We start from the raw sequence: 24,481 nt of genomic DNA on the forward strand, positions 1-24,481 counted from the left end.
CGCCTCGCGGCCAATGGACCCTTCGAGGGAGACTCGAAGGCGAGACTTCGCTCGTCGACGCGGGCGTGCTAGCGTCGCCGCGGTGCAGCCCGCTCCCGACGACGAGCAACTCAACCCCGACGACGAGCGCTCCACGCCCGACGCGAGCCGCGATGCCCGGACAGATCGGTATCGCGCGTGGGCCCGGTGGTCGTGGGTCGTGCCCTGCCTCGTGTTCGGGGCTGTGGCGTCCATGTGGCGCCCCTTCGTGAGCAACCAGAACACGTATTTCGCGCACGCCGCGCTGCGCTCCGGGGACTACCCGCAGCTCGCGGCGGACTGGTTCGCGCATACCCGTGAGCCGACGCTGTTCTTCTCGTGGCTCATGACCCCGCTGCTGGCGCTCGGCCTGTTCACCCTGCCGGTGTTGAACGCGGTCTTCGGCAGCTTGTGCATGGCGGCGATCGTGCTTGCGGCCGAGTCGCTTCTGCCCGCCGACGCGCCGCGCGCCCCGCGCTGGGTGATCGCTTGCGCGCTCGGGTCCGCGGGGCTCGCGCTCCCCGACATGGTCTTCGAGGGCACCGCTGGCCAGTCCCTCTTCCGCGGCTACCTGCAGCCGTCGAACGCCGGTGTGCTCCTCCTGTGCGGACTGGCATTGTCGCTCCGCGGCCGCCGGTGCGCGGGCGCGGCGGTCGCCTCGCTTTCGGCCATCCTGCACCCGACGTACGTGCCTTCCGTGCTGCTCCTCGTGGGCGCGGAGCTCTTGCTGGATCGCGAGACGCCCGCGCGGCGCAAGGCGCTCGCGGCCGCGCTCGCCGGGGTGTTGCTCATGCCTCCGCTGCTCTGGGCAGCGACGCAGTTCGCCCCCTCGGACGCCGAGACATTCCAGAAGGCGCAGAGGATCCTCGCCGACTCCCGCATCCCCCACCACTCGGATCCGCGGCGCTTCCTCGCGCTCGCAGACGGCGCCCGCGCGCTCGTCGTCGTGCTCGCGATCGTGGCCGCGACCCGCTCGGGCAAGGAGCGCCTCGGCGTGTTCGCGGGCTTCGTCGTGCTCGGAACGCTCGCGGCGATCGGCTTTCCAAAGCTGTATTCGCTCAGGCTCGCTTTCCCGTGGCGGATCTCCACCTGGTTGATCCCGCTCTCCACCGCTGTGCTGTGCGCGGCGCTCTTCGGGCGCCTCACGCGCCGTCTGCCCCGCGTCATCCCCGGCGCCGTGGGCGTCGTGGGGGTGGTCGCCGTGGGAGCAGCCGTGAGCGAAGGGCTCGATCGCATGAGCGACCACGAGGACCGGGGTATCGCCCTCGCCCGCGAAGCGCAGCGCCGCGGCTCGGCGACGGACGTGGTCGTCGCGCCGTCGACCTTCAAATGGTCGCACCTGCGCCTCAACGCGCCGGTGGCGACCTTTGCGGACTGGAAGTCACACCCTTACGCCGATCGGGAAGTGGTCGAGTGGAACCGCCGCATCAAGCTCCTCGAGGCGTTCTACGCCAGCCGAGGCCAGGCGCAGTGCCGTGCGCTGGAGCCGATCGTGGCGAGCTCGCCGGCGCCGGGCTGGGTCATCATGCCGCCGCGGTCCTCCATCTCCTGCGACGGCGTGGAGCTCGCCCTCAAGGACCGCCACGGCAGCCTGTACCGCATCGATCGTCCAGCCCAGAACCAGTCCGTGGGTCAGAGCTCCCGTGAGGGATTGCGGACGCGCTACCGGACGAGCTTCGAGAGCAGCCGGATGTACGACACCTGGTACCCGTTGCTGTTCTCGGTCACCGCCCACGAGTTGAGCGGCCAGCTCGTGTTGAAATCCTTGTAGGACTTCTGCGCCGGCTGATCCTTCGGGGGCGAGACCGGCTCGGCGTCGCAGCGCGCGTTGTTCTCGGGGCTGCCGCAGCCGTCAGGGCAGCAGCCGTCCTTGTCGTAGCTCGGGTTCGGCCCGCCGACGAGGAAACCGGGAGCCGGGCCGTGGGTCGAGACCCCGACGCGATCCCAGCGCTCGCTGCCGTCCTGAAACCACGTGTGATAGAACTCGTTCACCGACCGCTCGGCGCCGTACGCGCCCATGTTCGACAGGTACACGAGCCCGAGCGGGTTCACCCCGTGGATGTAATGCACGTAGCGCGCGGCGGCCCGCACGGCGTCCGCGCTCACGGCGGCGTCGAGCTCGTGGGTCACCAGGTCGTGGAACATGTTGCCCTGGTGCGCCTTGATGGCGTTGCTCCCCCACGTGTAGTCCTTGAGGTGCGCGAGATAGGGATCGACGCCGGCGCGGAACGCCGCGAGGTTGTCGTCGCCATCCATGGCCGCGCGGTAGGTGCTCCGGATCGCGTCGGCCACCGCCTCCGTCGCGCCAGGCACGCTGCTGTAATGGAGGAGCGCCGCCTGCTGCTGCACCTCGAACGGGTACGCGAAGGACCACTCCATCAGGTGGATCTTCTCGTAGTTCGCGTCGACGACGTCGCGGTACACCGCGTCTCCCGTCGCGTCGAACAGATAGCTGGCGGCCTCGACCTTCAGGCTCAGGCGGCCGTAATCGTCCGTCTCCTGCTGCCCGGCGCCCAGCCCGGACGTGCCGGCCTCGGCGTCGTTGTTCCTGAAGATCACGGCGGGGTTCGCGTCCGCCCATGCCCAGGCGCTCTCGGCGCGCGGGAGCAGCGCGTCCGCGTAGCTCGCGAGCGCGCCGCCGGCGGCGCCCTTCAGCACCTTCGCGCCGTACGCGAACGCCGCCGCCGTGGCGAGCGTGGCGCTCGTGCTCGCGCTGCCATAAAGGCTCGGCCCCGTCGCGGCCGACGGCGGGCTCGCGTGCGAGAGCCCCACGATGCTGAGCACCGAGCCGTCGGCGCTCTGCATGCGGACGAGCCAGTCCATTCCCCACTTCGCCTCGTCGAGGATGTCGGGGACGCCGTTGCCCGACTCGGGAATGTCGTAATCGTCGGTCCAGACCGACGGGTTCTCGGCGTAGGCGCGGAGCAGCGTCACGACGTAATTCGCTGTCCAGCTCGTGTACTTGTTGTAATCGCCCGCGTCGTACCACCCGCCGGAGACGTCTCGCTCGGTCGACGCGTCGTCGGGCGCGCTGTACAGGCGGGCGTTCCTGTCCTGCAGCGGGCCCACGTGGCTCGCCTCGTCCGCCCACGCCTCGCCGGCGAGGGCCGCGTCCTTCTGCTGCCCGGCGCGCTGGTAGAAGAAGGTGCGCACCGCCTGCTTCAACACCTCGCGATAGACCGCATCGCCGATCTCGAACTCGGCGGAGCGGACGCTGTTCTCGACGTCGAGCACGTGGTAGCGGCCAGGCGCGGTGATCGACGAGAAGTCGAACCACCACGCCCTGTCTCCGGAAGACGCGTCGGTGGCGCCGTCGCGCCAGGGCACCGGCGCCGCCGTGAGGACGTGCTCTCCCGTCGCGGCGTTCACGAGCGCGATCGTCGCGCCGGGCGTGAACGACACGTCGGCGTCGAAGCCGGTCTCGGGATCTCGCAGGACAGCGATCTTCTCCGCGTCCGGCAGGTACCCGAACTGGTCCACCACGATGAGCTCGCTGAGCGCCGCCGACGGGTCCACGGGAGACCCGCCTGAGCCGCCGGATCCGCTCGTGGCCGGGCCGCCGCCGCCGGACCCGCTCGTGGCCGGGCCGGCGGCGCCGGAGCCGGACGCGGCGCCCGCGCCGCCCGAGCCGGCGCCGCTCTCGTCGTCGCCGGAGCACGCGGCGAGCACCGCACACGAGAGGAGCGTGGGGACCAGAAACCGATGTAAGTGGGATTGCACGATAAGCCTCCTTGGGGCTCGCAGGGTACCACGTGAATGCCACTCTGGGGACGGCTTCGCGCGCGGCCTCGGCGCGGACGAGGCCCGGAGGCCCGATGTGTCAACCAACGGTTGTCACTGTCGTCCTCCGGTTGTCACTGTGTGCGGTGCGAAGCTGGTCTGCTCGCGGGTCGAGGCACTATCCTGCGTTCCGTGTTCGGCATCGTGCTCGATCGCGCCTCGCGGCGCTCGCTGGCGCTCCAGCTCGCGGACGGGCTGCGCAAGGCGGTCATCGCCGGCGAGCTCGCGCCCGGCGCGAGGCTCCCACCGTCGCGCCTGCTCGCGGCGGAGCTGGGCATCTCCCGGCGGCTCGTGACGGACGCCTACGAGCAGCTCACCGGCGAGGGCTACTTCGAGACCCGCGCGGGCCACGGGACCTACGCCGCCGCGCTGCCCGTGCGGGCGCCGCACGCGAGCGTCGCGGGGGCGGCCGCCCCCCGGCGGCACCGGACCCCCATCCGCTTCGACTTCACCCCCGGGATCCCCGATCTCGCCAGCTTCCCGCGGCAGGCGTGGCGCCGCGCCGCCGACGACGCGATCTCGCTCGCGCTCGCCGCCGATCTCTCCTACGGCCCGCCGCTCGGCGATGTCCGGCTGCGCCAGGCCATCTCCGACTACCTGTACCGGTTCCGCGGGCTGGCCGCGGATCCGGCGCAGATCTGCGTCACCTCCGGCACCTCGCACTCCCTGTCGCTCCTCTCGCGGCTCCTCCCCGCCACGACCCTCTTCTGCGAGGAGCCCGGGCTCACCTTCGCGCGCGACGTCTTCGCCTCGGCCGGGTTCCGCTGCCGCCCGGTGCACGTCGACGACGCCGGCGCGCTCCCGTCCGGTCTCGGCGACGTGCCCCGCGGCGCGCTCTTCTACCTGACGCCCTCGCACCAGTTCCCGACCGGCGCGCTCCTGCCGCTCAGGCGGCGGGTCGAGTTCCTGGAGCTCGCCGCCCCGGCCGAAGGGCTGGTGCTCGAGGACGACTACGACTCCGAGTTCCGCTTCCGCGGCAGCCCGGTCCCGCCGCTCGCCTCGCTCGACGCCGAGCGCGTCGTCTACCTGGGGACCTTCTCGAAGTGCCTCGCGCCCTTCGTGCGCGTCGGGTACCTCATCGCCCCTTCCCACCTCGTCGGGGCGATCGCGGACCTCGTGCGGCGCACGAACCTCCGCGGCTCCATCCCGCACCAGCGCGCGCTCGCCCGCTTCATCGAGGAGGGCCACCTCGAGCGCCACATCTTCGCCATGAAGCGGCGCTACCGCGCCCGGCTGGAGGCGATCCTCGCCTTCCTCGCGGCCCGGTACGGCGATGAGGTCCGCACCGGCGGCGGCGACACCGGGTTTCACCTGCACGTGCGCTTCGGCGGGCGGCGCTTCGGCCCGCGCTTCGCCGACGCCTGCAGCGCGGAGGGGCTGCGGATCTCGACAGAGGACGAGTTCAGGGCCGAGCCGTCGACGGCGAGCGACGCGCTCGTGATCGGCTATGGCAACGTGGCGGACGAGAAGCTCGACGAGGGGCTCGAGCGGCTCGGAGCCCTCGTCGAGCGGCACGCAGATCGTGAGATCCGCTCGCCCTGAGCGCGTGACCGCCGCGAAGGCGACCGCGCGCTCGGGACAGGCGGAGTCGACCGGCGGCGCTACAGGTTCCGGTCCTCGTACGCCACCAGCTCCGCCACCTGGCGGGCCTGCTCGGCGGTGAGCGGGCCCTTCTCCATGGCGCGCGCGTTCTCCACGGCCTGGGCCGCGGTCTTGAAGCCGGGGATGGGGATCGCGCTCGGGCTCTTCGCCCAGATCCACGCCAGCGCCCCCTGCACGAGGGTCCGGCCGTTGCTGGTCAGGATCTCGCGGGCGGCCTCCAGGCGGCGGGCGTAGTTGGGGTTCACCTTGCCGTCCTTGAACCAGCTGATCCACGCGAAGTTGCTCGTCCGCACGTCGCCGCGGGGCAACGTCTCGCCCTTCGTGTACCGGCCCGAGAGCATGCCCATGGCCAGCGGGCTCCGGCACAGCAGCGCCAGCCCCTTGCCCTCGCCGTAGGCGATCAGCCGGTCGTTCCCCTCGAACACGTTGAGGAGGATCTGCGCCGCGCCGCAATGCGGGCCGCGGGCGAACGCCTCGACCGAGGCCTTCACGTCGGTGCTCCAGCCGTACGTGCGGATCTTCCCCTCGTTCACGAGCTGCTCGAGCACCTCCACCACCTCGCCGGCCTTCTCCGGCGGGTGCTCCCAGATGTGGAGCTGGTAGAGGTCGATGCGATCGGTCCCCAGCCGCCGCAGGCTCCCCTCCACGGCGCGCCGGATGTACGCCGGGCTGGCGTCGGTCTTTCCCAGGTTGGCGTGCTTCTCCTCGTCGAAGACGTGACCGAACTTCGTGGCCAGGGTGACCCGGTCGCGGATCCCCTCGATGGCCTTCGCGACGAGGACCTCGCTGTGCCCCGACCCGTACACGTCGGCGGTGTCGAGCAGCGTGACGCCGGCGTCGATGCCGGCGCGGAGCGCCCGGATCGACTCCGCGTCGTCGGTGCCGTGCCACTCCCAGCTCGCGCCCGGGTCCTTCCACTTCCCCGCGATGGCCCAGCACCCAAGGCCCAGCGCGCTCGTCTCGATGCCTGCTCTCTCCCATCGTCGCTTCATGGCGTCCTCCTCGTGGACCGATGTCCGGACCCAGGTATGAGCCCGCACGCGCGCGGGAACGAGGACCACCGCTGCGGCTCCGGCGTGGACCACCGGGAGGGCGACGGGCGGGGGCGGCCGCCGCGGGCCGCACCTCCACCGGGGAACGCGATTTGTGAACGTTAACATTTTCGATGGCGGCGGCGAGAGCCGCGGGTGCAGAGCGCCGGCGCGCTGTGGCGCCGCAAACCGACGAAGGCGAGAGGGGCCGCGCGCAGGCGAATTTGGGTTGACGCCACAATGTGAACGTTCACAATATGTTCCGGAACCCTCGGGCAGGAGGAGGCCGGGCGGAGGGACGAGGCCGGGCGGAGGAGGAGGTCACCTCGGACAGCGCGGGGCGACGCCGGGGGCAGCTCGGCCGCAGCCGAGGCCAGGCCAGCACCCGTGACGGATTCATCTTCTGCTTCTGCCAGCCGCGCGCCGAGCGCTCTCGCTGACACCTCTCACCAGGACACGACCATGCACTTCTCTTTCCATTTCACGCACACCCGCTCTCGCACCCGACGACCAGGCGGCGCGGCGTCTGCCGCCGTTCTCCTCGCGCTCCTCGCGAGCTGCAGCGGGGAGTCGCCGGTGGGCGAGGACGACACGGCGGGTACGACGACCGGTCCTGGGACGAGCGGTTCGACGAGCAGCGGCTCGGGCGGGAGCGATGGGCAAGCGGCGAGCGCCGGCTCGACGGGCCCCGGCGGAGGATCGGCGGCGTCCGGAGGCGGCGCCCCTGGCACCGGCGGCGGCGGCGGCGACGGCGGCTCGGGTGGCAGCGCCCCTGCCGTCTGCCCGGAGACCTACTCCAATCCTCTCATCTGGGAAGACCTCCCCGACGTGGAGGTCATTCGCGTCGACGACGCCTACTACTACACGGCGTCCACGTTCCACCATTCGCCCGGAGCGCCCCTGCTCCGCTCCTACGATCTGGTCCACTGGGAATACGTCTCGCACTCCGTGCCCGTTCTCGACTTCGACGCGTCGTACGACCTGAGAGGGGGAAACTCCTATGTGAACGGCATCTGGGCGTCCACGCTCCAGTACCGGAAGAGCAACGAGACCTTCTACTGGATGGGCTGCATGCACGACGCGGGCGGCGGCTGGGTCTTCACGGCCAAGTCCCCTGAAGGTCCGTGGGAGAAGCACAGGGGCGGTTGCTATTACGACATGGGGCTGTTGATCGACGACGACGACACCATGTACGTGGCCTACGGGAACAACACGATCAGCGTGGCCCAGCTCAGCGCCGACGGCTTCAGCCAGGTCAAGAACCAGGTCGTGTTCCAGACGCCGGCCACCGTCTCCGGACCGCTGGAGGGCTCTCGCTTCTTCAAGCGCGATGGGGACTACTACATCTTCGTCACGCAATACGCGAACGGTGAGTACGTGCTGCGCTCGACGAACGGGCCGTTCGGTCCCTACGAGCTGCGGCCCTTCGCGGTCAAGCTGCCCTACGCCGGCGCTCCGGGCTCCGGTGGGAGCCCGCACCAAGGCGGCATCGTCGAGACGCAGAACGGCGACTGGTACTACATCGCCTTCAACGACTCGTTCCCGGCCGGCCGCCTGCCGGTCATGGCCCCGATGACGTGGACCGACGGCTGGCCCTCGGTCACGCTGGTGGACGGCAAGTGGGGAGGCACGTACCCCTTCCCGAACCTGCCTTGCGGGTCGAACCGCGTGAAGCCGCCCGCGAGCAGGGAGACCTTCGCGGAGGAGACCCTGAGCCATGAGTGGGAGTGGAACCACAACCCCGACAACAGCAAGTGGTCCTCCGGGGCCGGGCTGACCCTGCAGACGGCGACGGTGACCAACGATCTCTACGCCGCTCGGAACACGCTGACCCGTCGCATCGAGGGGCCCGTCTCGATCGGGACCATCGAGCTCGACCACAGCAAGATGCAGAACGGCGACGTGGCCGGGCTCGCCGCCCTGCGCGACGTGTCGGCGTGGATCGGGGTCAAGAAGGTCAACGGGGCGACGCGCGTCGTGATGACCAACGGGGTCAACATGAACACCTCCTGGACCACGACGAGCACGGGGACCGAGGTGGCTGGCGCCGACGTGTCCGGCAACAAGATCTGGCTGCGCGTGGAAGCCAACGTCCGCACGGACAACGGCGGCGCCCAGGCGCGCTTCTCCTACAGCACGGACGGCACCCAGTTCACTTCCCTGGGCAACACGCTCAACATGACAAAGGACTGGCAGTACTTCCTCGGGTATCGCTTCGGCATCTTCAACTACGCCACGCAGTCCCTGGGCGGCTCCGTGAACGTCGCCTCCTTCGAGGTCACCAGGCCGTGACAGGCGGAGGGAGTCTCACTTGAAGAGCGCACGTTGATGTTCTGGAGCAACAGACGGGTTGAACCGGCCTGAAGCGAGCAGAGCTTCGAACCGCCATGACGCCAAGACATCGTCTTCTTCTTGGCGTCCTTGGCGTCTTGGCGGTTCATTTCTCGCTCGCTCGACGTGAGCGTTGCTCCAGGCGGGGGCCCGTACGCCGACCGTGCGACGCCCTTGTCAGCACCGACCGGTGAGGCACCATCGCCTCATGCACAGCGCCAGCGCTCTTTCGCTTCTCCTTGGCCTCCTCCTCGCCGGCTGCGGGGAAGCCGTCTTGCCCCTGTCCCCGGGCATCAGGCCGGGCGACGGCCCGGACGGGACGCCGCCCGCCGCCGACTACGCCGCGTACCCCTGGCCGGGGCCCGGCGATCTCCTCGTGGTCAAGGCCGACCGGGAGGCGGATTGGTGCGTGAAGCTCCATGTCCTCGGGCCGCCCGCGACCGAGCCGCGCTTCGACGTGTCGGTCCCGGAGGGATGGGTCCTCGCCGACGTGGAGATCACCAACCGCGCGGCCGACTGCGATAGCCCCGAGGCGCCCCGCCTTGGCATACGCACGCGCGCGACCGGCGCCACCGGGATCCTCTGGTGGTCGACCGATGACTCCGGCCTGGCCGCGTGCGACGTCGGTGTGAACGTCACGATCACCTCGTTCGGAGAGCCCGCGACCGACGACCTCCGCGCGAGCGGGCTGCACACCAGCGCCGACTGCCGATAGGCGCTGCGTACGAGCACGCACGACGCGTGGCGCCCGGTCCGATGTCGAGGAGCCGGCCGCCGGCAGCGCTGCCGGGAGATCGGCGACCCGCTCGCGGGGAGCCGACGCGCCTCACGTCTCCAGATCGCGCTTCAGCCGATCGAGGAGATCGACGGCGGCGGACGCGTAGCGGCTGATCCACCGGTCGTGGATCCGCCGGATGGGGATCGCGTTCAGGTAGTTCCAGCGGTGGCGCCCCTCGCGCTTGACGATCACCAGATCGGCCTTCTCCAGCACGCCGAGGTGCTGCATCACCGTGCAGCGATCCCATTCGGCGAAATGGTCGCAGAGCTCGCCCGTCGTCTTCGGCCCGTCCTTGAGCAGGTCGAGGATCTCCCGCCGCCGACCGTCGGCCATCGCCTTGAAGACGAGGTCATCCGGATCGGCGCTTGACATGTTATAAGAATATAACATGATGGACCCGCGGTCAATGGTCGCGGGCAGGTGGGTCGGTACGCCCGACGCGCCCGGGCGCCGGTGCGCCCCGGCGCGGGCGTGTCGGCGCGCCCGTGCGCCCGCGCGCCCGTGCGCGGTCAAGGCGTTGCCGCGAGGAGGAGGCGTCATGGAGCTCAGATTCCAGGTGCAGACGAAGGTGCAGAAGCCCGTCCACGAGGTCTTCGATGCGGTCTACAACCCGAAGAAGCTCAGCGGGTACTTCACGACGGGCGGCGCGAGCGCGCCGCTCGACGAGGGGACGACGGTCATGTGGAGCTTCGCCGATTTCGACGAGGGCAAGCCGTTCCCCGTCTTCGTCAAGCAGGTCGTCCCCGGCAAGCTCATCGCCTTCGAGTGGGCGGCCAGCGAGCCCGTCGACCTGAGCGAGAAGACGGTGAAGGAGCTGCCGTACAACACGCGGGTCGAGGTGCACTTCGAGGCCCTCGGCCCGAGCGCGACGCTCGTCCGGATCTCCGAGTCGGGCTGGAAGGAGACCGAGCAGGGACTACAGGCCTCCTACGGCAACTGTGGGGGCTGGATGCACATGGCGTGCTGCCTGAAGGCGTACCTCGAGCACGGCATCAACCTGCGCGAGGGCTCGTTCTGAGCCACGCGCCCGGGGGCCGATGCCGCGCCGCCGCGCAGGCCGTCGGGCACCTCCGTTCTCCGCGCTTCCGCGAGCGCCCCTTCGCGAGCGTCGCGCCGGGCACGCGACCCCCGCGCGAGCTCAGCGCGCGCCGGTGATGTCGAGGCCGCCCGGGAGGACGACGAAGAAGACGCTCTCCTCCTCGGCGTATCCGTCGTGGCCCTCGCCCGGCGCTGTCCAGAGGTAGTCGCCTGGCGAGAGCACCCGCTCGCCGATCCGGAGCTTCCCCGAGACGAGGTACGTCTCCTCGCCGCCGGGGTGGTCGTGGTGCCGCGCGCGCGCGCCCTTCTCCATGCGAACGAGCACCGTCAACCCGCGGCCGCCGTCGTGGCGGCGCAGGAAGCTGAACTGGATGCCGGGCGCGACGGTCTCGAAGGGCTGATCTTGCTGGGGGCGGAAGGTCGTCGTGTTCATGAAGCCACTATGAACGGCGGCTCTTCATGTGAGAAACTCATGTTTCGCATGGATTCATGAGGGCAGCTCATGTCCCAGATGCTCGAGATCCGCCACCTCCGCCTCGTCCGCGCGATCGCCGAAGAGGGCGGGCCGACGCGCGCCGCGGCGCGCCTCCACCTCACGCAGTCGGCCGTGAGCCACCAGCTCGCCGAGCTCGAGGGGCGCCTCGGCGTCGCGCTCTTCACGCGCGTCCGGCGCCAGCTCAAGCTCACCCCGGCCGGCGCGCGGCTGCTCGACGCCGCGCGCACCATGCTCGCCGACCTTTCGCGGATCGAGCGGGACCTCGTGCACGCCGGCGCGCGCCGGCACGAGGTCTTCCGCATCGTCGTCGAGTGCTTCACCACGTACCACTGGCTCCCGCCGGTCCTCTCGGCCCTCGCGAAGGACCACCCGCACGTCGACGCGCGCATCGTGCTCGAGGCGCGGCGCGAGCCGGTCGCCGCGCTCCTGCGCGGCGAGATCGAGCTCGCCGTCGTGAGCTCGCCGGTGCGCGACGGCGCGCTCGTCGTCGAGCCGCTCTTCGACGACGAGTGGACGGTCATCGTCGCGCCGTCGCACCCGCTCGCCGCGCGCCCGTACGTCACCGCGGTCGAGCTCGGCCGCGAGAAGCTCTTCACCCACGACGCCCCGCGGAGCGACGTCGAGCGCCTCCGCGAGCTCATCGCCAGCGAGCGCGCGCCGATGCCGCTCGCCGCGCGCGTGCCGCTCACCGACGCGCTCGTGGAGCTGGTCAAGGACGGCCTCGGCGTCGGGCTCGTCTCCCGCTGGGCCGTGGCGCCGAGCGTCGCGCGCGGCGAGGTCGTCGCGCGCCGCTTCACCCGCGAGGGCCTCGCCGAGCGGTGGGCGGCCGTCTACCGGGCCGACGCGGCCGCGCGGTTTCCGCTCGCGCGCTTCGTCGAGCTGCTCCGCGCGCAGCCGTCCCTCGTCGCCCCTTCACGCGCGCGCCGGCGGCGCACCCGCGTCGAGGAGGGCCCGTCGAGGAAGCCCCGGTAGAACGACAATCACGTCGAGCGAGCGAGAAATAAACCGCCAGGACGCCCAGGGACGCCAAGAAGAAGACAATGCCTCGGCGTCATGGCGGTTCGAAGTTCTGCTCGTTTCAGGCGGGTTCAACCCGTCTGTTGCTCCACGGGAAGTCCTCGCGGGCCCAGCGGTGCTACGTCGACCCTCCCGGAGCCGCGTCGTCGCCTGCGCGGTCCGCGCCGCCTCGCCCGCGCGGGCGGACGAGCTCCCGCAGCTTCCGCGTCTGGTAGCCGCGCGCGAGCGTCACGAGCTCGTCGACCCAGGGGCCGAGCCGCGGGTCGAGCTGCCGTATCCGCTCCGCCTCCTCCACGACCCTGCGGAGCAGCCCCTTGTCCGCGAGCTCCGACAGGAGGGTCAGCTCCTCGTCCGGAGGCGGCACGAGGCGACCGCTGCCCGCGGGCGCCTCCGCGGGCGCCCGCTGATCCGGCAGCTGATCGCGGCGGAGCCACTCGACGCCGAGCGAGCCCGACAGCATATCGAGGAGCGCGCTCGCCTTGATCGGCTTGGCCAGGAAGCCATCGCAGCCGGCGCGGGCGCTCTCCTGCTGCTCGGCCTCGGAGGTGCGCGCCGACGAGGCGACGATGACGACCCGCCCGAGCTCGGGCATCCGCCGGAGGCGGCGCGTGGCCTCGTGGCCATCCATGCCCGGCATGGACAGGTCCATCAGGACGAGCGCCGGCGCGCACTGGGCGGCCACGCCGAGCGCCGCTTCGCCGCCGTCCGCCTCGCGGACGTCGAACCCGAGTGGGCCCAGCAGCTCGCGCACGACGGCGCGGTTGTCGCGGTTGTCGTCCACGACGAGGATCGTGCGGCGCTCCCCCCGGTAGCCAACGATCGTGTCCCACCCCGCGGCGCCGCCCGGGCTCGCCGCCGGGCGCGCCTCGGCGAGCGGGAGCGTCACGGTGAAGGTGCTGCCCACGCCGGGCGCGCTCTCCACCTCGATGGCCCCGCCCATCTGCTGCACGAGCTTCTTCGTGATGGCGAGGCCGAGCCCCGTGCCCTCGCCCCTCGCGCGGTGGTCTCCCACCTGCTCGAACGGCTCGAAGATCCGCGACAGGTGCTCCGGGGCGATCCCGGAGCCCGTGTCCTCGACGCGGAAGCGCACCATCCGCCCCGCAGGGACGCGCTCCTCCAGCGCCTCGACGCGGAGCGAGACGCCGCCCCGCGCGGTGAACTTGATGGCGTTGCCGAGGAGGTTCAGGAGCACCTGCGTCAGCCGCCTCTCGTCGGCGTGGACGGCCTCCAGCGCGGGCCCGCGCAGCTCGTGGGTGAGGGAGATCCCCTTCTCCTCGGCGCGCACCCGGCACAGGCCGATCACCGTCCTCACCAGGCCGGGGAGCTGGACCTCCCTCAGGACGGAGTCCACCTTGCCCGCCTCGATCTTGGCCAGATCGAGCACGTCATTGATGAGCGAGAGCAGGTGGTCGCTCGATTTCTGGATGAGGTGCAGCACCTCGCGCCACCTCGGCGGGATATCCGGCGATCGCTCCAGGATCTGCGCATACCCCATGATCCCGTTGAGCGGCGTGCGCAGCTCGTGGCTCATGCTGGAGAGGAAATCGCTCTTGGCCTGGTTGGCGCGCTCGGCCGCCTCCTTGGCGACGTGGAGCTCGGCGGTGCGCTCCTTGATCCTGGCCTCCAGGTCCCGGTACAGAAGGGCGTTCTCCACGGCGATGGCCGCCTGCGAGGCGAGCACCGACAGGAGCTCCACCCGCTTCTCGTGGAACGCCCCGGGCACCTCGCGGTGCTCGAGGTAGAGCACGCCGAGCAGGCGCCCCCGGTGCGACAGGGGGATCGCCAGGAGCGACAGGACGTCGTGGGACCCGAGGTACGGGTCGGCCGCGAACCGCGCGTCGGCCCTGGCGTCGTCCAGAACGACCGGCTCGCTCGTGCGCTCCACGTAGTGCGCGACCGTCCTCGCCACCTCGCCGCTCTGCGACATCGGCTCGGACAGGCCCGTCTCGATGCGGCCGCCCTCCACCGAGAGCCGCGCCACCACCGAGAGCTCGCCCCCCTCGACGAGCATCAGGACGCCGCGCTGCGCCCCCGCGCTCTCCAGCACGAGCTCCATCAACCGGCCGACGACCCGCTCCGGATCGAGCTCGCTCGACAGCGCCCGCGCCGCGCGCACCGCGGTGTTCACGTCGAGCTGGGCGCTGCCGGTCGCGTTCGTCGTGGTGAGCGTCGTGACGCTCGCCGCGAGGCGGCGCTCTGTCATCGCGGGCGTCGCGGGCTGGGCCTGTGCGCCGAGGAGGGCGGGCCACCTCGCCTCCAGGTGGGCCACGACGGCGTGCGCGTCCCAGCGGGCATAGGCGTCCCTGGCCTCGCGCAGGTACAGCGCCGCGATGCGGGTCCTGCCCGCCTCGAGGTGGAATTCGCCCGAGAGCTGCGCCGCGAGCGCCTCGATGTGCAGGAAGCGCTGCGCGCGGGCCAGCGCGATGGCCTCGTCGTACCGGGCCATCGCCTCGTCCGTCTTGCCCTCGACGCGGGCGACCTCGGCCTCGAGGAGGCGCAGCTTGTGCAGGAAGCTCTCCGCGCACCCCTCGGCGAAGTAACGGAGGCGCGCGAGGCCGTGCTCGATGTGCTCGCGCAGCCTGGCCTGCTCCTCCGCGTCCGCGGCCTGCCGCCAGCACTTCGCGGCGGCGAGCGCGAGCCAGAGCGGCACGTCGGTCACCGGGGGAAAGCCGAAGATCGACAGGCGGTGTCGCTCGGCTTCCCGGGCCCGCGCGAGCGCCATCGGGTACGCGCCCGCGACGAGGAACAGGTGCGCCTCCAGGATGCGGGCCAGCTCGGCGGCCATCTCGTCCCCGTCGGCCAGCAGGGAGCGCGACCCCCGCGCGAACGGCTCGTCGGACAGGACCATCGCCGAGGGGCCCGCGGTCATCAGCAGGCCGCACCACGAGGCGATCGTCTCGAAGAAATGGTGCCCGAGCGCGGTCCCGGCGCGCTGCATCAGCCCCCAGCGGGCCGCCCGGTGCGCCTCGATCTGCCCGAGCGGCTGGCCGCGCCACACCCGGTGATAGAACAGGTCGCCCTCCAGCCCCCAGCTCGTCCCCTGGAACGAGCCGATCTTCAGGCCCGTCGCGCAGGTGCGCTCGAAGATGGGCCCCATCTCGTCGGCCGGGCGCGCGTAGGCCGTGTACTGCCCAAGAAAGGACAGACACTCTGCCAGGAACGGCGATCCCACGCGCTCGGCCGCGCGCACGCCGGGGCCGACCCAGGATCCGGATCGACGGTACATCCCCGTGGTCAGCGACCAGACGTTCGCGAAGCAGGCGATGATGAAGGGGGAGACCGGCGTGAGCGTGCCGTGCCGCCGCACCCGCTGGACGGCGCGGGTGATCACCAGCGTGGCCAGCACCGGCTGACCGCCGATCGCCGCGCACACCATCAGGTGCATCATCAGCGCGTCGACGAGCACGTGCTCCGGGGATGGATCGGGGGGCATACGATCGAACGCGCCCGGGTCGCCCTCGAACCACCGATCCAGCGCGGCGGACTCCTCGAGGAGCGCGGCCCGGCGCGCCTCGTCCGCGGCCGGAAACACGATGTCGTGCTCCGCGAGCACCGCGAGCCCGAGCTCCACCCCGCGCGCGAACTGGCCTGCCGCCTGGCGGCTGCGGACGCGGATCTCCTGCGCCGAGAGCCTCGCGAGCGCGGGCAGGGGCGCCGCGAGCAGCCGCGCGCACCGCGCCTCGACGTCGTCGAACTCCCGCAGCAAGAAGGCCGCCTCGAGCCGCTCCAGCGCGATCTGCGCGGGCAGCTCCGGGTCCTCGCGCCGCGCGCCGCCGTCCAGCAGGGCCTCGGCGGCGTCCGCGAGGCTCGCCATGAGCCGGTGCGAGCTCGCCGCCTTCGCGGCGCGCGCGGCCTCCAGGTTCAGCCGCGCGAGCGCCTCGCGCTCCTCCGCGGCGTCGATGCGCGCCGAGCCGAGGTTCAGGTGCCGCACCAGCTCGAGGAGCTGCTGCGGCGTGCCCCCCTCGGCCCGGCGCTGGGCAAAGAGGCGCCGGCCGATCTCCAGGTGCGCCAGGGCGCGCTCCTCCGGCGCGATCCGCTCGTAGCTCGCCTGTTGCACGCGGTCGTGCAAGAAGCGGTACTCGGCGTCCAGCGCTTCTTCCTCGATTCCGCTCCCGGCCTGTCCCAGCGCCTGCGCCGCCCGGTAGGCGCCGTCGGTCGGCACCACCAGCTCCTCCTGCATCGCGGGCCACAGCGCCCCGGTCACCCGGGCGCGATCCCATCCGCTGAGCCGCCCGAGGTCGCGGAGGTGGAACGTGTGCCCCGCGCACGCCGCGAGCCCGAGGAGCTGCTGGGTCGCCTCGGGCATCTCGTGCACCTTGTCCGTCAGCAGCGCCACGACGTTGTCGGTGACCTGCGCCTGCTCCAGCTCCTCCTGGTCCCAGCGCCACGCGCCGCTCTCCGCGTCCCTGACCACCTTGCCCTGCCGGTGCCAGGAGAGCAGGAGCTGCTCCATGAAGAACGGGTTCCCGCGCGTCTTCTGCCACAGCGCCCGCGAGAGCGGCGCGACCTGCGCCGGATCACGGCTCAGCGCGCGCGCCGCCCACGCCTGCGCGTGCTCCTCCGACAGGGGGCCGACCGCCAACCTCGTCACCGTCGCCCCGCCCTCGCCCACGGACTCCACGAGCTTCCACAGCGGGTGCTCGGGGGGCGCCTCGTTGTCGCGGTAGGCCGCGATCACCAGCAGATCCCGCCGCTCCGCGTCCGTGAGCAGCGTCTTCAGGATCTCCAGCGTGGCGCTGTCGGCCCACTGCATGTCGTCGAGGAACATCACGAGCGGCGCGTTCGGCGTCGCGACCGCCCGCACGAAGTCGAGCCAGGTCAGCCGCTGGCGGGCGAGCACCTGCTCGCCTTGCACCGGCGGCACCGGCGCGAGCTGGCCCATGACCCGCTCGAGCTCCGGCACCACGTCGGCGATGAGCCGCGCGTTGTCGCCCACCTCGGCCTCGATCTGCTCCTGCCACGCCCGGAGCACCGGCTCCGGGCTCGCCAGCCACTGCTGCATGAGCGCCCCGAACGCCTGCGCCATGGCCGCGTAGGGCGTCGATCGCGCGAGCTGGTCGTGCTTGCCCGAGATCAGCAGCCCGCGCCCTGCCTTGGCGATGTCCCGGTAGACGGTGCGCACGAGCGCCGTCTTGCCGACGCCGGACGGGCCGCCGAGGAGCACGAGCTCCGCCGCGCCCTCGGCGGCGCGCGCGAACGAGGCGCCGAGCAGCTCGCGCTCGCGGTCTCGCCCGACGAGCACGTCCGGCAGCCGCAGCTTGCGCGAGAAGTCCTTGCTCCCGAGCGGGAAGCGCTCGACCGTGCCGCGCTCGCGCCACGCGACGAGCGCTCGCTCCAGGTCCTCCGCTGCCCCCCGCGCCGTCTGGTAGCGCCGGTCCGCGTCCTTCGCGAGGAGCCGTGCGGTGATCGCCGAGACGCCGGGGGGCACGTCGGGGGCGACCTCGTCGAGGGGAGGCGGCTCCTTGGCCAGGTGCGCGTGCACGAGGGCGAGCGGGTCGCGCTCGGTGAACGGCAGCCGCCCCGACAGCGCCTCGAAGAGCGTCACGCCCAGCGAGTACAGGTCGGTGCGCGCGTCGACCGCGCGCGCCGTGCGGCCCGTCTGCTCCGGCGACACGTAGGCGAGCGTCCCCTCGATCCCCTCGGGGATGCTCGCCGCCGTCGCCTCCAGCGGCAGCGACGAGGCGATGCCGAAGTCGAGCAGCTTGACCTGCGCGTACGCCGCGTCGACCAGAACGTTTTGCGGTTTGACGTCCCTGTGCGTCACGCCCGCCGCGTGCACCGCCTCGAGCGCCCGCGCGAGCAGCGCTCCGAGCCTCAGCCCCGCCTCCACCGGCAGGCGCCCCCGCTCGGCCAGCAGGCGATCCAGCGACTCGAAGCCCGGGTCCTCGAGCACCAGCCCGACCGTGCCGCCCTGCTGCACGAGCTCGCGCGCCCGCGCTATCCCGGGCAGCGCCCCGAGCTGCGTCAGGATGCGGTGCTCGTGCACCATGCGCCCCGTCGCGCGCGGGCCCGGCGCGTCCGCCGCCGGGAGCTTGATCACCACCCTGTCGCCCGAGGGGCGGTGGACAGCGCGGCACACCCGGGTCTCGCGCCCCTCGTGCATCACCTCGCGCACCGCGTAGTCTCTCAGCTCCATCCTGTGTCATCCCCCCTTCGGTCCCGGCGCAGACGCCGGGCGAGCGGCCGCTTCAGCCGCCCCTCAACGCTCGCTCCTGTGCTGCCCGCGGCCGCGCGTCCGCAGCGCGTGCTCCACGCCCGACTGCAGGGTGGCCTTGGTCACGAGGCCATCGAGGTGCAGGTCGAGCCCCACGAGCGTCTGCGCCACGTCGGCGCGGACGCCGGTGACGATCGCGCGGGTGCCGAGCAGAGAGAGCCCCCTCGCCGCGCGCAGGAGCATGGACGCCACGGTCGCGTCGACCGCCTTCACGCCGGTGATGTCGATGATGAGACGGTCGGCCCCGCGCTCGGCCGCCTGGTACAGCGCCGTCTCGACCGCTTGCGTCGCGCGCTCGACGTCCATCGTGCCGACGAGGGGCATCACGAGGATGCCGTCGAGGATCGGGATGATCGGGGCGGCGAGCTCGAGCAGCCTCTCCCGCTGGACCGCGATGATCTGGTCCTGCAGCGCCCCCCTGGCCGCCTCGGCGCGCTCGCGCTCGGTCAGCTCCTGCGAGAGCTGCGCGTTCGCCTCGCGCAGCCGCTGCACGGCCTCCGCGAGCGCCTCCTCGGCCCTCTCGCGCTCGCGGATCTCCTCCGACAGCCGCCTGTTCTGCTCCTCGAGGGCCCGCGTCGCGCGCCGGAGCGATATCTGGGTGTGAACCCGCGCGAGGAGCTCGGTCTCCTCGAACGGCTTTGTCACGTAGTCCACCGCGCCCACGTGGAAGCCCCGCGCCCTGAACTTCGCTTCGGCGAGCGCCGTCATGAACATGACAGGGATGCTCTGCGTCGCGGGATTGGCCTTGATCTGCCGGCACGCCTCGAACCCGCTGAGGACGGGCATCAGCGCGTCGAGCAAGATGAGGTCCGGCTGCGCCTTGTTGGCCAGCTCGACGGCCTCTTCACCGTCGCACGCGACGGCGACCTCCAGTCCATCGGAGATGAGCGCGCTCGAGAGCACCTCCAGGTTGTCCGAGCTGTCATCTGCGATGAGGACGAGCCCCGGACGCGGAGTTTCTTGCTCTTGCATGGATGATGGCTGTCCCGGCACCCCTCGGCGACCTTCCTCGGCGCGGCCGGATCCCCGACCGACGGCGAGCGCGCAGACGCGCACAAGGTGAGAGGACGGGGCTGCCGGAGAAGACGTTCCTCCTGGCTCCTGGCTCCTGGTATCACGGAATGGTCAGGAGCTGACAGCCCATTTGTGGCTGACGAGGGCGACGGTAGGCCACGCCACGCGGGCAATCCCTGTCCTTGCGTCTTCGCGCGCCGGGGGGCCTCGAGGCCTCGTCTCCGAGCCTGTCGGGAACATGGTGTGAGCACCCGACAGCGCTCTTCCGGACCCTGCGAGCCGTCGACACGCCCCCTCCGAGACCCGCACGGACGAGGACGGTCGCGGCGCCTCCCGTTCACCCGAGCTCGCTTCGCCGCGTCGCGGGTGGCTACGCGTGTTGCGTACGAGCACGCCCGCTGCTTCGCGCCGGGGCGTTCTTCTGCTTGACGGCGCCGCCGACGAACGCCGCCAGGTGCTCGCCGGTCAGCGTCGACCTCGCCGCGACGAGGTCGGCCGGGGTGCCTTCGAACACGATCCGCCCGCCGTCGTGGCCCGCGCCCGGCCCGAGATCGATGATCCAGTCGGCGCGCGCCATCACCGCCTGGTTGTGCTCGATCACGATGACCGACTTGCCGGCGTCGACGAGCCGGTCCAGGAGCCCGAGCAGCTGCTCGAGGTCGGCCAGGTGCAGCCCGGTCGTCGGCTCGTCGAGCACGAAGACGCCGCCGTCGGCGCCCATGTGCGTCGCGAGCTTGAGCCGCTGCCGCTCGCCGCCCGACAGCGTGGTGAGCGGCTGGCCGAGCCGCAGGTAGCCGAGCCCCACGTCGGCCATGCGCTCGAGGATCGCGTGCGCGGCCGGCGTGCGCGCCTTGCCGGCGCCGAAGAAGGCGGCCGCCTCGGCGACGGGCATGTCGAGCACCTCGGCGATGTTGCGCCCGCCCAGGCGGTACTCCAGCACCGACGCCTGGAACCGCCGACCCTCGCAGTCCTCGCAGACCGTCGTGACGCCGGCCATCATCGCCAGGTCGGTGTAGATCACCCCGGCGCCGTTGCAGGACGGACAGGCGCCCTCGGAGTTGGCGCTGAACAGGGCGGGCTTCACCCCGTTGGCCTTCGCGAACGCGCTCCGGATCGGATCGAGCAGGCCTGTGTACGTCGCCGGGTTGCTCCGCCGCGAGCCTCGGATCGGCGTCTGGTCGACCGAGACCACCCCGTCGCGGCTCGACACCGAGCCGTGGATCAGCGAGCTCTTGCCCGACCCCGCCACCCCGGTGACCACGACGAGCACGCCGAGCGGGATGTCGACGTCGACGTTCTTCAGGTTGTGCGCGCGGGCGCCGCGCACCTTCATCACGCCCGACGGCTTGCGCACCGACGTCTTCAGCGAGGCCCTGTCGCTCAGGTGACGCCCGGTGAGCGTGCCGCTCGCCCGCAGCCCGTCGACGGTGCCCTGGAAGACGACCTCGCCGCCGGCGGTGCCGGCCCCGGGGCCGAGGTCGACGACGTTGTCGGCGATCGCGATCACCTCCGGCTTGTGCTCGACGACGAGGACGGTGTTGCCCTTGTCGCGGAGCCGCAGCAGCAGGTCGTTCATCCGCTGGATGTCGTGGGGGTGCATCCCGACCGTCGGCTCGTCGAAGACGTAGGTCACGTCGGTGAGCGACGACCCGAGGTGGCGGATCATCTTCGTGCGCTGCGCCTCGCCGCCCGACAGCGTGCCGGTCGGCCGGTCGAGGCTGAGGTAGCCGAGGCCGATCTCCACGAACGAGTCGAGCGTGTGCCGCAGCGCGGTGAGCAGCGGCGCGACCGACGGCTGGTTCAGATCGCGCACCCACGCGGCCAGCTCGCTGATCTGCATCGCGCAGGCGTCGGCGATGTTGATCCCCTTGATCTTGGAGGACCGGGCGGCCTCGCTGAGCCGGGTGCCGCCGCAGTCGGGGCAGGCGGTGAAGGTGGCCACGCGCTCCACGAACGCCCGGATGTGCGGCTGCAGCGAGTCGAGGTCCTTGGACAGCATCGACTTCTGCAGCTTCGGGATCAGCCCCTCGTAGGTCAGGTTGATGCCGTCGACCTTGATCTTCGTCGGCTCCTTGTGGAGCAGGTCGTGGAGCTCCTTCTTCGTGAACTTGCGGATCGGCTTGTCCGCGTCGAAGAAGCCGCAGCCGTTGAAGATGCGGCCGTACCAGCCATCCATGCTGTAGCCGGGGATCGTGATCGCGCCCTCGTTGATCGACTTGCTCTCGTCGTAGAGCTGCGTGAGGTCGATGTCGCTGACCGACCCCAGGCCCTCGCACCGCGGGCACATGCCGCCGGCGCGGGTGAAGACGACGTTCTCGGCCTTCTTCCCACCCTTCTCTCCCTTCTCGACCGTGATCGAGCCGGCCGCGCGGACCGACGGGACGTTGAAGGCGAAGGCGCCGGGCCCGCCGATGTGCGGTTTGCCGAGGCGGCTCCACAGCACGCGGAGCATCGCGTTCGCGTCGGTCACCGTGCCGACCGTCGAGCGCGGATTACCGACGAGCCGCTCCTGGTCGATGATGATCGCGGTGGTCAGCCCTTGCAGGACGTCCACCTCGGGCCGGGCCAGCGTCGGCATGAACCCCTGCACGAACGCGCTGTAGGTCTCGTTGATCAGCCGCTGCGACTCCGCGGCGATGGTGCCGAACACGAGCGACGACTTGCCCGAGCCCGAGACGCCGGTGAACACGGTCAGCCGCCGCTTGGGGATCTCGACGCTGACGTCCTTCAGGTTGTTCTCCCGGGCGCCCTGGACGCGGATCAGGTCGTGGCTGTCTGCGGGGTGCTGGTTGGATGAGGTCATGGGCGCCATCATGTCATCGCGTGTCGACGGTTTGTGAGGAGATCCCGCTGCGTCGCCTTGTGGCATACGGCAGCACGAACAGGTACAGCCCGGTGATCAGGAGCAGGACGAGCGGGATCAGCGCCAGGAGGCCCACCCAGACGGCGGGCTCCTCCTGCCCGAAGGAGGCGAGGTTGGCGATGACGGCCGCCGTGAAGACGAGGGACAGCCAGCGGTGGGTCTGCCGGATCCACCTGTCCCAGCTCGGCTTCGGCCCGCTCACGGCGTCCTCGCGAGCAGGTCGACGAGCTTCTCGCCCATCATCTTCCAGCCGTAGCGCGCGCCGCCGAACTCCTGCTTCTGGTCCGCCTTGAAGCCCGACTGCACGAGGGAAAGGCGCGTGCCCGTCGCCGTGGGCGTGAGCGTGAACGTCACGACGGTGTCCAGGAAGGGGACGCTCCACGTGTAGGTGAGCTTCCGGTGCTCCTCGATCTCGACGAGCCGGCAATTCACGGTGCCGTCCCAGCCGGGGTACGGGTCGGTCTTGAACGTGAACGCCGCCCCCGGCTCGAGCTTGAGGCCGATCACGGGCAGGAGCCACTCCGAGAGAAGCGCGGGGTCGGTGAGCGCGCGCCACACCTTCTTCGGCGAATGCGGCAGATCGAACTCGAACGAGAGGGACTCGGTCTGCGATTGTGCGGTCTTGTCCATGAGTGTCATTCGTCCATGTCCTCCAGCAGTCGTTCAAGACGATCGATGTGGTCTGTCCAGAAGGCGCGGTAGTGCGCGATCCAGTCGATGAGCGGCTTCATCCCGCGCGGCTCCACCCGGTAGTAGACACAGCGCCCCTCGCGCCGGGCGCTCACCAGGCCGGCGTCCTTCAACGTGGCCAGGTGCTGCGAGACCGCCGGCTGCGAGATGTCGAAGCGCGCCGTGAGGTCCTTCACGGCCGCTTCGCCGCGCGTCAGCGACTCGAAGATCGCCCGGCGGCTGGGGTCGGCCAGCGCCTGGAAGATCTTGTCCTCGGCTGCGGCCTCGCGCTGCACCCCTGACGTATAAGCGAACGCTTATGGATTGTCAAGCGCGCGGGCGGGGCCGCTCGGGATCGGGCGCGCGCGCGGAGCCGCCGCGGCGCGGCGCGGCGGTCCGGCCGCCCCGGGCCGGGGCTCTGGCGGGCGGCGCCGGGGCGCCGCGCTGCCTAGCGCGACAAACGGGTCGAACCCGCCTGAGACGAGCAGAACGTCGAACCGCCAAGACGCCGAGGACGCCAAGACTTTGTCTTCTTGGCGTCCTCGGCGTCTTGGCGGTTCATTTCTCGCTCGATCAACGTGATCGTTGTTCTAGCGCGGCGGGGCGCCGAGCAGCGTGGCGGCGAAGTCCAGGAACACCCGCACCCTGGGGATGACGTGCCGCGGGCTTTGATAAAGCGCGTGGATCGGCCGCTCGTCGGCGGCGAACGCGTCGAGCACGGTGACGAGCGCGCCCGACGCGAGCTCGCGGGCGATCATGAAGTCGAAGACCCAGGCGAGCCCGGCGCCGGCCACGGCGAGCGCCTTGAGCGCGTCGCCGTCGTTGACGCGGAGCGGGCCGGCGGGCTCGAAATGGGCTGTCTCGCCGCCGGCGCGGAAGCGCCACGGCACGACGCGGCCCTCGCGGACGAAGCCGAGGCAGCGGTGCTGGTGGAGCTCCTCGGGCGACTCGGGCGCGCCGCTCCGGCGCACGTACTCCGGCGAGGCGCACACGAGCATCCGCGTGACGCCGAGCCTCCTCGCCACGACCTCGGCGTCCCGGAGGTGCCCGATGCGCAGGCCGACGTCGACGCCCTCCGCGGCCGGGTCGACCACCGCGTCGCGCAGGCGGAGGTCGAGCTCGATGCCCGGGTATTGCGAGAGGAAGCCCGGCAGCGCGGGCACGAGCGCGAGCCGCCCGAGGACCGCGGGCGCCTCCACGCAGAGGCGCCCCTCGGGGACCGCGCGGGCGTGCGCGATCGACCGCTTGGCCGCCTCCAGCTCCTCGAGGATGCGCTGGCACCGCTCGAGGAAGGCGCGGCCCTCGTCGCTCAGCCGGAGCGCCCGCGTGCGCGCTGGCGGTCGTGCCGATCGCCTGGATAGGCGTCTACGAGGGCTTTTACAATCACGTGCTGAAGGACGCGCTGTACTTCCTCGCGCCCGGGTCCCGGGCGTTCGTGCGCCTGTTCCCGCCGCCGCTCTACGAGGTGCCGGACAACGCGCTCTTCGAGATCACGGGTGTCCTCCAGGTCGTCCCCGCGTGGGTCGCGGCGGCGGCGCTCGCGCGGCGCCTGCTCGCCGGCCGGCGGCGGGTGGCGCACGCGGGCCGCGCCGCCGCCGTTTCGCTTCACAGGATGGGATCGAGCCGGTAG

General features: G+C 71.5%; 18 protein-coding genes. 7 read left to right on the plus strand and 11 right to left on the minus strand.

The features are described 5' to 3' along the window. Nucleotides 1-82: 82 nt before the first annotated feature. Nucleotides 83-1,789, plus strand: coding sequence for a DUF6798 domain-containing protein (locus tag WMF24_RS42975; RefSeq protein WP_437733271.1), 1,707 nt, complete (start codon nucleotides 83-85; stop codon nucleotides 1,787-1,789). Here WMF24_RS42975 and WMF24_RS42980 read toward each other — a convergent pair. Continuing rightward, entirely contained in the window at nucleotides 1,681-3,738 is a 2,058-nt protein-coding gene (locus WMF24_RS42980) for a glycoside hydrolase family 9 protein (protein WP_437733272.1), read from the minus strand. The genes WMF24_RS42975 and WMF24_RS42980 overlap by 109 nt on opposite strands. A gap of 192 nt (nucleotides 3,739-3,930) precedes the next feature. On the opposite strand from WMF24_RS42980, the gene WMF24_RS42985 reads away from it, so the two are divergent. Then, nucleotides 3,931-5,340 (plus strand): PLP-dependent aminotransferase family protein, encoded by a 1,410-nt coding sequence (locus WMF24_RS42985; RefSeq protein ID WP_437733273.1) that lies wholly within the window; start codon nucleotides 3,931-3,933, stop codon nucleotides 5,338-5,340. A 59-nt stretch (nucleotides 5,341-5,399) separates the two neighbouring features. On the opposite strand, the gene WMF24_RS42990 is transcribed toward WMF24_RS42985, so the two are convergent. Further along, the gene (locus WMF24_RS42990; protein WP_437733274.1) at nucleotides 5,400-6,392 is read right to left on the minus strand and encodes an aldo/keto reductase; all 993 of its coding nucleotides are present in this window, start codon (nucleotides 6,390-6,392) and stop codon (nucleotides 5,400-5,402) included. A 501-nt stretch (nucleotides 6,393-6,893) separates the two neighbouring features. Here WMF24_RS42990 and WMF24_RS42995 point away from each other — a divergent pair. Then, nucleotides 6,894-8,723, plus strand: a complete 1,830-nt coding sequence (locus WMF24_RS42995; RefSeq protein WP_437733275.1) for a glycoside hydrolase family 43 protein — start codon at nucleotides 6,894-6,896, stop codon at nucleotides 8,721-8,723. 313 nt (nucleotides 8,724-9,036) lie between these two features. Continuing rightward, nucleotides 9,037-9,477 (plus strand): hypothetical protein, encoded by a 441-nt coding sequence (locus WMF24_RS43000; protein WP_437733276.1) that lies wholly within the window; start codon nucleotides 9,037-9,039, stop codon nucleotides 9,475-9,477. 111 nt (nucleotides 9,478-9,588) lie between these two features. Here the strand turns inward: WMF24_RS43000 and WMF24_RS43005 are convergent, their stop codons facing one another. Continuing rightward, a complete protein-coding gene (locus WMF24_RS43005; protein ID WP_437733277.1) occupies nucleotides 9,589-9,912 on the minus strand; it encodes an ArsR/SmtB family transcription factor in 324 nt (107 codons plus the stop codon). Between the two features lie 166 nt (nucleotides 9,913-10,078). On the opposite strand from WMF24_RS43005, the gene WMF24_RS43010 reads away from it, so the two are divergent. Next, nucleotides 10,079-10,558, plus strand: a complete 480-nt coding sequence (locus WMF24_RS43010) for an SRPBCC domain-containing protein (protein WP_437733278.1) — start codon at nucleotides 10,079-10,081, stop codon at nucleotides 10,556-10,558. Between the two features lie 120 nt (nucleotides 10,559-10,678). On the opposite strand, the gene WMF24_RS43015 is transcribed toward WMF24_RS43010, so the two are convergent. Continuing rightward, entirely contained in the window at nucleotides 10,679-11,011 is a 333-nt protein-coding gene (locus WMF24_RS43015) for a cupin domain-containing protein (protein ID WP_437733279.1), read from the minus strand. A gap of 69 nt (nucleotides 11,012-11,080) precedes the next feature. Between WMF24_RS43015 and WMF24_RS43020 the strand changes: the two genes are divergently transcribed. Continuing rightward, nucleotides 11,081-12,046, plus strand: a complete 966-nt coding sequence (locus WMF24_RS43020) for a LysR family transcriptional regulator (RefSeq protein WP_437733280.1) — start codon at nucleotides 11,081-11,083, stop codon at nucleotides 12,044-12,046. 163 nt (nucleotides 12,047-12,209) lie between these two features. Here the strand turns inward: WMF24_RS43020 and WMF24_RS43025 are convergent, their stop codons facing one another. The 7 genes from WMF24_RS43025 to WMF24_RS43055 all read right to left on the minus strand — a co-directional run bounded on the left by WMF24_RS43025 (nucleotide 12,210) and on the right by WMF24_RS43055 (nucleotide 24,164). Then, nucleotides 12,210-18,227, minus strand: a complete 6,018-nt coding sequence (locus WMF24_RS43025) for an AAA family ATPase (RefSeq protein WP_437733281.1) — start codon at nucleotides 18,225-18,227, stop codon at nucleotides 12,210-12,212. 63 nt (nucleotides 18,228-18,290) lie between these two features. Beyond that, nucleotides 18,291-19,277: a response regulator gene (locus WMF24_RS43030; protein WP_437733282.1), complete on the minus strand. Its 987-nt coding sequence runs from the start codon at nucleotides 19,275-19,277 to the stop codon at nucleotides 18,291-18,293. A 412-nt stretch (nucleotides 19,278-19,689) separates the two neighbouring features. Next, on the minus strand, nucleotides 19,690-22,122 hold the full coding sequence (locus WMF24_RS43035; RefSeq protein WP_437733283.1) for an ATP-binding cassette domain-containing protein: 2,433 nt from the start codon (nucleotides 22,120-22,122) through the stop codon (nucleotides 19,690-19,692). A gap of 13 nt (nucleotides 22,123-22,135) precedes the next feature. Then, nucleotides 22,136-22,384, minus strand: coding sequence for a hypothetical protein (locus WMF24_RS43040; RefSeq protein WP_437733284.1), 249 nt, complete (start codon nucleotides 22,382-22,384; stop codon nucleotides 22,136-22,138). Further along, complete coding sequence (locus WMF24_RS43045; RefSeq protein WP_437733285.1) at nucleotides 22,381-22,821, minus strand: SRPBCC family protein; 441 nt, start codon at nucleotides 22,819-22,821, stop codon at nucleotides 22,381-22,383. The genes WMF24_RS43040 and WMF24_RS43045 overlap by 4 nt, the downstream gene beginning before the upstream one ends. Next, the gene (locus WMF24_RS43050; protein ID WP_437733286.1) at nucleotides 22,818-23,147 is read right to left on the minus strand and encodes an ArsR/SmtB family transcription factor; all 330 of its coding nucleotides are present in this window, start codon (nucleotides 23,145-23,147) and stop codon (nucleotides 22,818-22,820) included. Before WMF24_RS43050 ends, WMF24_RS43045 begins: the two co-directional genes overlap by 4 nt. Before the next feature lie 294 nt (nucleotides 23,148-23,441). Beyond that, entirely contained in the window at nucleotides 23,442-24,164 is a 723-nt protein-coding gene (locus WMF24_RS43055; protein ID WP_437738922.1) for a substrate binding domain-containing protein, read from the minus strand. A gap of 29 nt (nucleotides 24,165-24,193) precedes the next feature. Between WMF24_RS43055 and WMF24_RS43060 the strand changes: the two genes are divergently transcribed. Then, nucleotides 24,194-24,481 (plus strand): hypothetical protein, encoded by a 288-nt coding sequence (locus WMF24_RS43060; RefSeq protein ID WP_437733287.1) that lies wholly within the window; start codon nucleotides 24,194-24,196, stop codon nucleotides 24,479-24,481.

The sequence above is a fragment of the Sorangium sp. So ce1335 genome (assembly GCF_051521615.1).
Lineage (GTDB): Bacteria > Myxococcota_A > Polyangia > Polyangiales > Polyangiaceae > Sorangium.

What these genes read in the sequence shown, in the direction of transcription:
- WMF24_RS42990 (WP_437733274.1), bottom strand. Translation starts at nt 6,392, where the DNA reads ATGAAGCGACGATGGGAGAGAGCAGGCATCGAGACGAGCGCGCTGGGC.
- WMF24_RS42995 (WP_437733275.1), top strand. Translation starts at nt 6,894, where the DNA reads ATGCACTTCTCTTTCCATTTCACGCACACCCGCTCTCGCACCCGACGA.
- WMF24_RS43005 (WP_437733277.1), bottom strand. Translation starts at nt 9,912, where the DNA reads ATGTCAAGCGCCGATCCGGATGACCTCGTCTTCAAGGCGATGGCCGAC.
- WMF24_RS43010 (WP_437733278.1), top strand. Translation starts at nt 10,079, where the DNA reads ATGGAGCTCAGATTCCAGGTGCAGACGAAGGTGCAGAAGCCCGTCCAC.
- WMF24_RS43015 (WP_437733279.1), bottom strand. Translation starts at nt 11,011, where the DNA reads ATGAACACGACGACCTTCCGCCCCCAGCAAGATCAGCCCTTCGAGACC.
- WMF24_RS43020 (WP_437733280.1), top strand. Translation starts at nt 11,081, where the DNA reads ATGTCCCAGATGCTCGAGATCCGCCACCTCCGCCTCGTCCGCGCGATC.
- WMF24_RS43025 (WP_437733281.1), bottom strand. Translation starts at nt 18,227, where the DNA reads ATGGAGCTGAGAGACTACGCGGTGCGCGAGGTGATGCACGAGGGGCGC.
- WMF24_RS43030 (WP_437733282.1), bottom strand. Translation starts at nt 19,277, where the DNA reads ATGCAAGAGCAAGAAACTCCGCGTCCGGGGCTCGTCCTCATCGCAGAT.
- WMF24_RS43035 (WP_437733283.1), bottom strand. Translation starts at nt 22,122, where the DNA reads ATGACCTCATCCAACCAGCACCCCGCAGACAGCCACGACCTGATCCGC.
- WMF24_RS43045 (WP_437733285.1), bottom strand. Translation starts at nt 22,821, where the DNA reads ATGACACTCATGGACAAGACCGCACAATCGCAGACCGAGTCCCTCTCG.